The sequence below is a fragment of the Microbacterium sp. BLY genome (assembly GCF_017939615.1).
Lineage (GTDB): Bacteria > Actinomycetota > Actinomycetes > Actinomycetales > Microbacteriaceae > Microbacterium.
This window is the reverse complement of sequence record NZ_JAGKSR010000001.1, coordinates 2,842,166-2,852,801: the sequence shown is the minus strand read 5'-3', so window position 1 is coordinate 2,852,801 and position 10,636 is coordinate 2,842,166. Positions and strand designations below refer to the sequence as shown.

Here is a 10,636-nt window from a genome sequence, read left to right as displayed (position 1 = left end):
AGACTGGCCGGATGCCCCTCATCGCACTCACCGGCGGCATCGCCTCCGGCAAGTCCACGATCGCGCGCCGCCTCGCGGAGCACGGTGCGATCATCGTCGATGCGGACGCGATCGTCCGCGATGTGCAGGCCCCGGGATCCCCGGTGCTCGAGCGGATCGCGGAGGAGTTCGGCGCCGAGATGATCGCGCCGGACGGTTCGCTCGATCGTGCGGCCCTCGGTGGGCGCGTCTTCGGGGATCCGGAGCTCCTGGGGCGCCTGAACGCGATCGTCCATCCGGCGGTGCGGGCGGAATCCCAGCGGCGCTTCACCGCGGCCTTCGCTGCCGACCCCGGCGCTGTCGTCGTGTACGACGTGCCACTGCTCGTGGAGGCACGGGTCGACGACCCCTGGGATCTCATCGTCGTCGCCCACGCCCCGGCGGCGGTCCGGCTGCGTCGGCTCGTCGCGCTGCGCGGCCTCGACGAGGACGCGGCCGCTGACCGCATCGGAGCGCAGGTCGGAGATGAGGAACGCCTTGCGATCGCGGATGTCGTGATCGACACCTCGGGAACGATGGCGGAGACGGCGGCACAGACGGATGCTCTGTGGGAGCGGCTCCGCCGCGGATGATCCTGACGGGCTGACCCGGCCCCGATGTCGGAGGGGCGGCATACGCTGGAGGTATGCAGCCCACCCGCAGTGTCCGCCCCTTCGAGGTCATCAGCGAGTACGCGCCTGCCGGTGACCAGCCGCAGGCCATCGCCGAGCTCGCCTCCCGTATCAACGCGGGGGAGACCGACATCGTGCTGCTCGGCGCCACCGGAACGGGGAAGTCGGCGACCACGGCCTGGCTGGTCGAGCAGGTGCAGCGCCCCACTCTGGTGCTCGCGCACAACAAGACGCTGGCGGCACAGCTGGCGAACGAGTTCCGCGAGCTCATGCCCAACAACGCCGTCGAGTACTTCGTCTCGTATTACGACTACTACCAGCCCGAGGCCTACGTCCCGCAGACGGACACCTTCATCGAGAAGGACTCGTCGATCAATGCCGAGGTGGAGCGGCTCCGGCACTCGACGACGAACTCGCTGCTGAGCCGCCGCGACGTGGTCGTCGTCTCCACCGTGTCCTGCATCTACGGTCTGGGTGCCCCGGAGGAGTACCTGCGGGCGATGGTGGCGCTGCAGGTAGGGGAGCGGTACGACCGTGACGCCCTCATCCGCCAGTTCATCGCGATGCAGTACAACCGCAACGACGTCGACTTCTCGCGCGGCAACTTCCGTGTGCGGGGTGACACGATCGAGATCATCCCGGTGTACGAAGAGCACGCCATCCGGATCGAACTCTTCGGTGACGAGATCGAGGCTCTCTATTCGCTGCATCCTCTGACGGGTGAGGTCATCGAGAAGCTCGATGCGGTGCCGATCTTCCCCGCCTCCCACTACGTCGCCGGGACGGACGTCATCCAGCGCTCGATCGGGACGATCGAGCACGAGCTGGAGGAGCGCCTGAAGGAGTTCGAGCGTCAGGGCAAGCTCCTCGAGGCGCAGCGGCTCCGCATGCGGACCACCTTCGACCTGGAGATGCTCCAGCAGCTCGGCTTCTGCTCCGGCATCGAGAACTACTCGCGCCACATGGACGGTCGCATGCCGGGGGAGCCGCCGCACACGCTCCTCGACTTCTTCCCGGACGACTTCCTCCTCGTCATCGACGAGTCGCACGTCACGGTGCCGCAGATCGGGGCGATGTACGAGGGCGACGCGTCGCGCAAGCGTACGCTCGTGGACCACGGGTTCCGGCTGCCGAGCGCCATGGACAACCGCCCGCTGCGCTGGGACGAGTTCAAGAACCGCGTCGGGCAGACGGTCTACCTGTCCGCGACGCCGGGCAAGTACGAGATGGGCATCGCAGACGGCGTCGTCGAGCAGATCATCCGCCCGACCGGCCTGGTCGACCCGGAGATCATCGTCAAGCCGTCGAAGGGGCAGATCGACGACCTGCTGGAGGAGATCCGGCTGCGGGTGGAACGCGACGAACGCGTCCTCGTGACGACCCTCACGAAGAAGATGGCCGAGGAGCTGACCGACTTCCTCGGTGAGCACGGCGTGCGAGTGCGCTATCTGCACTCCGACGTCGATACGCTGCGCCGTGTCGAACTGCTCAGCGAGCTCCGTGCCGGCGTCTACGACGTACTCGTGGGCATCAACCTGCTCCGCGAGGGGCTCGACCTCCCGGAGGTCTCGCTCGTCGCGATCCTCGACGCGGACAAGGAGGGCTTCCTCCGTTCCGGCACCTCGCTCATCCAGACCATCGGGCGCGCGGCCCGCAACGTGTCGGGCGAAGTGCACATGTACGCCGACAACATGACCGACTCCATGGCCAAGGCGATCGAGGAGACCGATCGGCGGCGTGAGAAGCAGATCGCATACAACAAGGAGCACGGCATCGATCCGCAGCCGCTGCGCAAGCGCATCGCCGACATCACCGAGGTGCTGGCGCGCGAGGGGCAGGACACGGCGGAGCTGATGTCGGGTCGCGGTCGTGCGTCGGGCAAGGGCAAGTCGCCGACGCCCAACCTGCGTCGTACCGGAATCGCCGCCGAGGGGGCGCAGCAGTTGGAGGCGACCATCCAGGATCTCACGGATCAGATGCTCGCTGCCGCCGCGGAGCTGAAGTTCGAGCTGGCGGGGCGCCTGCGGGACGAGGTGCAGGACCTGAAGAAGGAGCTCCGGTCGATGGAGCGTGCCGGACACGCCTGACGGGAGTCACGATGGAAGCCGCAGGGGAGGAGCTCGCCGATCGGATCAGGGCATTGCTCGGCGCGGACACGTCGATCGAGGAACGGCGGATGTTCGGCACCCGGGCTTTTCTCGATGAGGGGCGGATCCTCGTCGGAGCCCGCAAGGACGGCACCCTCCTGGTGCGCGTGGACGAGGAGAACGGTGCGGTCGCTGTGACGCAGCCCGGGGCGTCCCGTGCGGTGATGGGGTCTCGCACGATGGGGTCCGGGTGGATCGATGTCGTCGCATCGGCGATCGCGGACGACGCCGCGCTGATGACCTGGATCGACATCGCCCGCGAGTCCGTCGGAGCGGCCGCCGCGGAGGACGACCGCTAGGGGCGGTGCTCAGGGGCAGTGGACCAGCGTCTTCGGGCCGGATCGGTCGATCTCATGCTCCGTCATCGGCGCCCCGCAGAGCGGACAGGCGCGTTCGGCGCGCTCTGCGGCACTCGGCGGCGGGGTCTTCTCGTACGGACCGACCGAGGCGGGACCCGCGAGGCGCACGAGGTTGGTGTTCACCCAGGTGTACAGGCCCCCTGCCTCGCGGATGCGGGTGCGAAGCGGGGGCCGGCTGGAGTCGCGTGACATGTTCATTAGTGTACTAATGATTCGTGCAGATGTATAGTCGTGGTCGTGACCGACACCGACGATCTACTCCGACTCGAGAATCAGCTGTGCTTCGCCGTGGTCACGGCGGCGCGGAACGTCGTGGCGATCTATCGGCCGATCCTCGAACCGCTCGGGCTCACGCATCCCCAATACCTCGTGATGCTCGCGCTGTGGGAGCGCGCACCGCGGACGCTGAACGACCTCGCCGCCGACCTCGCCCTGGAGCCGGCTACGGCGTCCCCTCTGGTCAAGCGCCTCGAGGCCGACGGCCTCGTGGTGCGCCAGCGCAGCAGCGAGGATGAGCGTCGTCTCGAGATCACGCTCACCGACGCCGGTGCCGCGCTGCGGGCGCGTGCGGTCGACGTGCCGCGCCAGGTGATGGCGGCGGTCGGGATGGGGATCGGCGACATCGCCGCCCTGCGAGACGGCCTCGGCGCATTCGCGGGACGCCGTCCCGAGCACGCCTGACCCCCACGTTGGGCGTTCTCGGAGCCGATGTCCGTGGCCCCTCGTAGACTTGACCGGTGCCCATCGTCCCCGTTGCTTCCCCAGGAAAACTCAGTGTCCGCGGCGCCCGCGTCCACAATCTCAAGAACGTCGACATCGACATCCCCCGCGACTCTCTGGTGGTCTTCACCGGCCTGTCCGGGTCGGGTAAATCGAGTCTCGCCTTCGACACGATCTTCGCCGAGGGGCAGCGCCGGTACGTCGAATCGCTGAGCGCGTACGCGCGCCAGTTCCTCGGCCAGGTCGATCGGCCGGACGTCGACTTCATCGAGGGCCTGAGCCCGGCCGTCTCGATCGACCAGAAGTCGACCAACCGCAACCCGCGGTCGACCGTCGGCACGATCACCGAAATCTACGACTACATGCGTCTGCTCTGGGCGCGCATCGGCATCCCGCACTGCCCCGTCTGCGGTGAGAAGATCCAGCGCCAGACGGTGCAGCAGATCGCCGACCAGTTGATGGAGCTTCCGGAGCGCACCCGCTATCAGGTCGTCGCGCCGATCGTCTCCCAGAAGAAGGGCGAGTTCGTCGACCTCTTCCGTGAGCTCGGTGCGAAGGGGTACTCGCGGGCCATCGTCGATGGCGAACTGATCCAGCTCGCCGAACCGCCCACGCTGAAGAAGAGCTACAAGCATGACATCGCGGTGGTCGTCGACCGCCTCGTCGCGTCCCCCGACATCCTCGGGCGCATCACCGACTCGGTGGAGACCGCGCTCGGGCTCGCCGGCGGCGTCGTGCAGATCAACTACGTGGACGGCGAGGGCGACGACGCCTGGCAGACGTTCTCCGAGAAGCTGGCGTGCCCCAACGGGCACCCGCTCACCCTCACCGAGATCGAGCCCCGCACGTTCTCGTTCAACGCACCCTTCGGCGCATGCCCGGCCTGTTCCGGTCTCGGCACGCGCATGTCCGTCGACGTCGACCTCATGCTCGGCGACGAGGACCTCTCGATCCGCGAGGGCGTCATCATCCCGTGGACCACACAGGGCAAGGGGCTCTTCCAGTACTACGAGCGGTTGCTCGAAGGCCTCTCGCGAGACCTGGACTTCTCCCTCGACACCCCGTGGCGGGACCTGCACTCCGACGTGAAGGAGGCAGTGCTGCGCGGTGAGAACTACAAGGTCACCGTCAAGTGGAAGAACCGCTACGGGCGCGAGATGCGGTACGCGTCGGGATTCGAGGGCGTCGTGCCCTACATCGAGCGGCAGTACCTTCAGGCCGAATCCGACACGCAGCGCAGCCGCTGGGGCGAGTATCTCCGTGAGGTTCCCTGCCCGGTCTGCGACGGCGACCGGCTGAAGCCCGAGGTGCTGGCCGTGCAGGTGCACGGGCACTCCATCGCCGAGGTCTCGCACCTCAGTCTCGCCGACGCCCGCGCGTTCATGGAGAAGCTACAGCTCACGGACCGTGAGGCCAAGATCGCCGCACAGGTGCTCCGTGAGATCCGACTGCGTCTCGACTTCCTCCTTCAGGTGGGTCTTTCGTACCTCAACCTGAGCCGCTCGGCGGGTTCCCTCTCGGGCGGTGAAGCGCAGCGGATCCGCCTCGCCACCCAGATCGGCTCCGGCCTGACGGGCGTGCTGTACGTTCTCGACGAGCCGTCGATCGGGCTCCACCAGCGCGACAACCGCCGGCTCATCGAGACGCTGCTCACGCTGCGCGATCTCGGGAACACGCTCATCGTCGTCGAGCACGACGAAGAGACGATCGAGGCCGCCGACTGGGTGGTCGACATCGGCCCGGGGGCGGGCGTCAACGGCGGCGCGGTGGTCCACTCGGGCCCGTACTCCGCTCTCCTCGGCGACACTGACTCGATGACCGGCGACTACCTCTCGGGTCGTCGGGCCATCCCGATGCCGGAGAAGCGTCGCAAGATCGACAAGAAGCGCATGCTGAGCGTCGTGGGCGCACGCGCCAACAACCTCCGCAACGTCACCGCCGACTTCCCCCTCGGGGTGCTCACCGCGGTCACCGGCGTCAGCGGGTCGGGCAAGTCGTCCCTCGTGAACGACATCCTGTACCAGGTGCTCGCCTCGCGGCTGAACGGGGCGCGGACGGTGCCGGGCAAGCACACCCGCGTGACCGGGCTCGACAATCTCGACAAGGTCGTGCACGTCGACCAGGCGCCGATCGGGCGCACGCCGCGGTCCAACCCGGCGACCTACACCGGCGTGTTCGACCGCATCCGCACGCTGTTCAGCGAGACTCCCGAAGCCAAGGTCCGCGGCTACCAGCCCGGGCGCTTCAGCTTCAACGTCAAGGGCGGACGCTGCGAGGCGTGCTCCGGCGACGGCACGATCAAGATCGAGATGAACTTCCTGCCCGATGTGTACGTGGACTGCGAGGTCTGCCACGGGAAGCGCTACAACCGCGACACCCTGGCCGTGCACTACAAGGGCAAGAACATCGCCGAGGTGCTCGAGATGCCGATCGAGGAGGCAGCCGAGTTCTTCGAGCCGATCCAGGCCATCCACCGGTACATGAAGACGCTGGTCGACGTCGGGCTGGGATATGTGCGCCTCGGCCAGTCGGCGACCACGCTCTCCGGCGGTGAGGCGCAGCGCGTGAAGCTCGCGACGGAGCTGCAGCGCCGGAGCAACGGGCGCAGCATCTACGTGCTCGACGAGCCGACGACGGGCCTCCACTTCGAGGATGTGCGCAAGCTGCTCGAGGTGCTCAACGGTCTGGTGGACAAGGGCAACACGGTGATCGTCATCGAGCACAACCTCGACGTGATCAAGTCGGCCGACTGGGTCATCGACCTGGGTCCGGAGGGCGGCTCGGGCGGAGGCACGATCGTCGCCACCGGCACGCCGGAGCAGATCGCGCGCGTCGAGGAGAGCCACACCGGCCAGTTCCTCGCCGAGATCCTGGGTGAGGGGCGCTCTGCGCGGAAGGCCAGCTGATGGCCGACGTCCTGCCGTACAAGCCTCGGGCGGGCGAGATCCCGACCGACCCGGGGGTGTACCGGTTCCGCGACGCCAACGGCCGGGTCCTCTACGTGGGAAAGGCCAAGAACCTCCGGCAACGGCTGTCGAACTACTTCGCTCCGCTGCGGACGCTGCACGAGCGTACCCGGCGCATGGTGACGACGGCCGCGTCGGTGGAGTGGACGGTCGTTCCGACGGACGTGGACTCGCTGCAACTCGAGTACATGTGGATCAAGGAGTTCGATCCGCCGTTCAACGTGAAGTATCGGGACGACAAGTCGTACCCGTTCATGGCGGTGACGCTGGGGGATGAAGCCCCGCGGGTGCTGGTCACCCGCAACCGGAAGATCCCGGGCGCTCGCTACTTCGGGCCGTACCCGAAGGTGTGGGCGGTGCACGAGACCATCGACCTGATGATCAAGGCGTTCCCGATCCGCACGTGCAGCGACGCGAGCTACAAGCGGGCGATGCAGACGGGACGCCCCTGCTTCCCCGGACAGATCGGCAAGTGCGGTGGCCCGTGCTCCATGACGGTGTCGATCGAGGAGCACCGGGCGATGGTCGACGACTTCGTCGCGTTCATGGCCGGCGGAGACGAGCGGTTCACCCGTGAGCTGACCACTCGGATGCTCGCGGCCTCCGCGGCGATGGACTACGAGGCGGCGGCGAAGTACCGCGACAAGCTGTCGGCGATCGAGGCCGTCCTCGGCAAGAGTGCTCTGGTCCTCCCGGCGGACGAGGACGCCGACCTGTTCGGCATCGCCGAGGACGAACTCGCCGCGGCGGTCCAGCACTTCGTCATCCGCGGCGGCCGTGTGCGCGGCGTCCGGGCGCTGACGATCGAGAAGGAGATCGACATCACGGGCGGAGACCTCGTCGAGCAGGTCCTCCAACAGGCCTACGGCGAGGAGCAGGATGTGCCGCGTCGCATCCTCGTGCCCGTGCTCCCCGACGACGCGTCCGAGCTGGAGGTCTGGCTGCGGGAGCGTCGGGGCCGGAAGGTGGAGATCGCGGTCGCCCAGCGCGGACAGCGCGCCGACCTGATGCGCACGGCGACGCTGAACGCCCAGCAGGCGCTGATCCGACACAAGACCCGTCGGACGAGCGACTACGTCGCGCGGACGCAGGCCCTCACCGACCTCCAGGAAGCGCTCGGCATGGATGAGGCCCCGCTCCGGATCGAGTGCTTCGACATCTCGCACCTCGGGGGCACCAACGTCGTGGCCTCCATGGTCGTGTTCGAGGACGGGCTCCCGCGGAAGGACCAGTACCGCACCTTCAACATCGCCGAGACCACGGACGACACCGATTCGATGTACCAGGTCCTGCGGCGTCGGCTGGCCTACCTCGACCGTCCGGAGGAGCAGGAGACGATCGACCCGACCACCGAGGAGGTCGTCGCGGAGGATGTCGGCGAGGCCGGCGTGCGACGCAAGCCCCGCTTCGCGTACCCGCCGCAGCTGCTGCTCGTGGACGGCGGCAAGCCGCAGGTGGAGGCTGCCGCGCGGGCCCTCCGCGACGCCGGGCACGCGGAGATCGCCGTCTGCGGCATCGCCAAGCGGCTGGAGGAGATCTGGCTGCCGGGAGACGACTTCCCGGTCATCCTGCCGCGGACCAGTGAGTCCCTGTACCTGCTCCAGCGTCTTCGTGACGAGGCGCACCGGTTCGCCATCGTCCATCAGCGGAAGAAGCGCAAGAAGGACATCACGACGATCCTGGCTGAGGTGCCGGGGCTGGGGGCCTCGCGGATCAAGGTCCTGCTCAAGCACTTCGGCTCGGTGACCGCCTTGCGTGCCGCGGATGCGGAGCAGATCCAGGAGGTGCCGGGGATCGGTCCCGTGCTGGCGCAGAACATCCATACGCACCTCTCCACTCGGTAGGCTGGGAGGCCGAGGGGGAGAAGGAGCAGTGAGTCATGTCTGACGGGGAGAAGGGCGAGTTCCTCATCGTCACGGGAATGTCCGGCGCGGGTCGGACGACGGTGGCGAATGCGCTGGAGGATCTCGGCTGGTACGTCGTCGACAACCTGCCGCCGCAGATCCTGCGCCCGCTGCTCGACCTCACCGGCATGGGCGGCGACTCGTTGCCCAAGGTCGCGGCGGTCGTCGACGTGCGCGGTCGCAATCTGTTCGATGATTTCCCCGGCGTCGCCCGTGTCCTGCGTACGCGCGGCTCCATCCGAGTGCTCTTCCTCGACGCCTCGGACGACGTCCTCGTCCGCCGCTTCGAGGCGGTGCGCCGTCCGCACCCGCTGCAGGGTGACGGAACCCTGCTCGACGGCATCCGCACGGAGCGCACGCGGCTGGCCCCCATCCGCGAGGCCGCGGATCTCGTGATCGACACGTCGTCGCTGAACATCCACCAGCTGGCGACGAAGGTGTCCGACATCTTCTCGGAGGAAGGGGAGGCGCGCCACCGCGTCACGCTCCTCAGCTTCGGCTTCAAGTACGGGCTGCCCACCGATGTCGACGTCGTCGCCGACATGCGCTTCCTCCCGAACCCGTACTGGAACGAGGATCTCCGCGGCCTCACGGGTCAGGACGAGACCGTGCGCGAGTACGTGCTCTCGCGCGACGGCGCGGAGGAGTTCCTCGATGCGTACGCGAAGGCGCTGGTGCCGGTGCTCGAGGGCTATCAGCGCGAGAACAAGAGCCACTCCACGATCGCCATCGGGTGCACGGGCGGCAAGCACCGCTCCGTCGCGATGTCGGAGGAGCTCGCCCGCCGGCTGGCGGCGATCCCGGGTGTCGCGGTGAACATCCGCCACCGGGACCTCGGCAGGGAATAGGCCCCCGAGCGAGTAAGCTGGAGGTTTGCGTCGCGACCCGGCGCGTGAACGTGAAGGAGTCTCGTGGCACTAACCACCGACGTCAAGGCTGAGCTCGTCAGCATCCGCAATGCACCCCCGACGGTGCGCGTCGCTGAGGTGACAGCCATCCTCCGGTTCGCCGGTGGTCTGCACTCCATCGCGGGCCGCGTGGCTGTGGAGGCGGAGGTCGATGCCGAGACGCTCGCCCGCCGTGTGGCGCGCGACCTCGCCGAGATCTACGGCGTCCGTCCGGAGATCGCCCAGGTGCAGTCGAGCACCGCGAACGACGGCGCGCGGTGGGCCGTGCGCGTCATCGCGCAGGGGGAGACGCTGGCACGCCAGACGGGCCTGCTCGATCAGCGCCGCCGTCCCGTCCGTGGCCTGCCGAACCGCCTCACCACGGGCTCCCGTGCGGAGGTCGCCGGCCTTTGGCGCGGGGCTTTCCTCGCCGCGGGTACGCTCAGTGAGCCGGGCCGCTCCGCCATGCTCGAGGTCGCCTGCCCGTCGTCGGAGGCCGCCATGGCGCTCGTGGGCGCCGCTCACCGGCTCGGTGTCGCCGCGAAGGCGCGCGAGGTCCGTGGCCTGCCCCGCGTCGTCGTGCGCGAGGGTGAGGCGATCCGCACCATCCTCAGTGAGATGGGGGCACAGCGGACGGCCGTCGCGTGGGAGGAGCTCCGCCAGCGCCGTGAGGTGCGCGCGGGCGTGAACCGTCTGGTGAACTTCGACGACGCCAACCTCCGCCGCTCCGCGCAGGCCGCCGTGGCCGCGTGCGCCCGGGTCGAGCGTGCGTTGGAGATCCTGGCCGACGAGGTGCCCGACCATCTCCGCGTCGCCGGGGAGCTGCGGTTGGCGCACCGTGACGCGAGCCTCGACGAGCTGGGCCACCACGCCGACCCGCCGCTGACCAAGGACGCCGTGGCCGGACGCATCCGGCGCCTGCTCGCGATGGCCGACAAGCGGGCCCAGCAGGAGGGCATCCCGGGAACCGAGGCCGCGGTCCCGGCGGGACTCGACGTCTGAC

At 68.5% G+C, this 10,636-nt stretch carries 9 protein-coding genes; 8 read left to right on the top strand and 1 reads right to left on the bottom strand.

Annotation, left to right across the window (positions count from 1 at the left end; genetic code table 11):
- The first annotated feature begins 11 nt into the window (after positions 1-11).
- Genes coaE through KAF39_RS13975 form a run of 3 tightly spaced genes read left to right on the top strand, consistent with a single transcriptional unit; the run spans position 12 to position 3,096 of the window.
- On the top strand, positions 12-611 hold the full coding sequence (coaE, locus tag KAF39_RS13985; RefSeq protein ID WP_210677789.1) for a dephospho-CoA kinase: 600 nt from the start codon (positions 12-14) through the stop codon (positions 609-611).
- Between the two features lie 53 nt (positions 612-664).
- Positions 665-2,737, top strand: a complete 2,073-nt coding sequence (gene uvrB, locus KAF39_RS13980; protein ID WP_025105040.1) for an excinuclease ABC subunit UvrB — start codon at positions 665-667, stop codon at positions 2,735-2,737.
- 11 nt (positions 2,738-2,748) lie between these two features.
- Positions 2,749-3,096, top strand: coding sequence for a TfoX/Sxy family protein (locus tag KAF39_RS13975; RefSeq protein ID WP_210677788.1), 348 nt, complete (start codon positions 2,749-2,751; stop codon positions 3,094-3,096).
- A 9-nt stretch (positions 3,097-3,105) separates the two neighbouring features.
- Here KAF39_RS13975 and KAF39_RS13970 read toward each other — a convergent pair whose 3' ends face one another.
- Positions 3,106-3,354 carry a hypothetical protein gene (locus tag KAF39_RS13970; protein WP_060921196.1) on the bottom strand — a complete coding sequence of 83 codons (249 nt, stop codon included), beginning with the start codon at positions 3,352-3,354 and terminating at the stop codon, positions 3,106-3,108.
- Between the two features lie 39 nt (positions 3,355-3,393).
- Here KAF39_RS13970 and KAF39_RS13965 point away from each other — a divergent pair, with 39 nt between their 5' ends.
- From KAF39_RS13965 to whiA, 5 genes are all read left to right on the top strand, one after another.
- Entirely contained in the window at positions 3,394-3,837 is a 444-nt protein-coding gene (locus tag KAF39_RS13965) for a MarR family winged helix-turn-helix transcriptional regulator (protein WP_210677787.1), read from the top strand.
- Positions 3,838-3,893: 56 nt separating this feature from the next.
- The gene (uvrA, locus tag KAF39_RS13960; RefSeq protein WP_210677786.1) at positions 3,894-6,782 is read left to right on the top strand and encodes an excinuclease ABC subunit UvrA; all 2,889 of its coding nucleotides are present in this window, start codon (positions 3,894-3,896) and stop codon (positions 6,780-6,782) included.
- Positions 6,782-8,686, top strand: a complete 1,905-nt coding sequence (gene uvrC / locus KAF39_RS13955) for an excinuclease ABC subunit UvrC (RefSeq protein WP_210677785.1) — start codon at positions 6,782-6,784, stop codon at positions 8,684-8,686. The genes uvrA and uvrC overlap by 1 nt, the downstream gene beginning before the upstream one ends.
- 35 nt (positions 8,687-8,721) lie before the next feature.
- Positions 8,722-9,594: an RNase adapter RapZ gene (rapZ, locus tag KAF39_RS13950; RefSeq protein ID WP_210677784.1), complete on the top strand. Its 873-nt coding sequence runs from the start codon at positions 8,722-8,724 to the stop codon at positions 9,592-9,594.
- A 63-nt stretch (positions 9,595-9,657) separates the two neighbouring features.
- The gene (whiA, locus tag KAF39_RS13945; RefSeq protein WP_210677783.1) at positions 9,658-10,635 is read left to right on the top strand and encodes a DNA-binding protein WhiA; all 978 of its coding nucleotides are present in this window, start codon (positions 9,658-9,660) and stop codon (positions 10,633-10,635) included.
- Position 10,636: the final 1 nt, after the last annotated feature.

Coding starts and splice junctions, on each gene's coding strand:
- coaE (WP_210677789.1), top strand. CDS start 12: ATGCCCCTCATCGCACTCACCGGCGGCATCGCCTCCGGCAAGTCCACG.
- uvrB (WP_025105040.1), top strand. CDS start 665: ATGCAGCCCACCCGCAGTGTCCGCCCCTTCGAGGTCATCAGCGAGTAC.
- KAF39_RS13975 (WP_210677788.1), top strand. CDS start 2,749: ATGGAAGCCGCAGGGGAGGAGCTCGCCGATCGGATCAGGGCATTGCTC.
- KAF39_RS13970 (WP_060921196.1), bottom strand. CDS start 3,354: ATGAACATGTCACGCGACTCCAGCCGGCCCCCGCTTCGCACCCGCATC.
- uvrC (WP_210677785.1), top strand. CDS start 6,782: ATGGCCGACGTCCTGCCGTACAAGCCTCGGGCGGGCGAGATCCCGACC.
- rapZ (WP_210677784.1), top strand. CDS start 8,722: ATGTCTGACGGGGAGAAGGGCGAGTTCCTCATCGTCACGGGAATGTCC.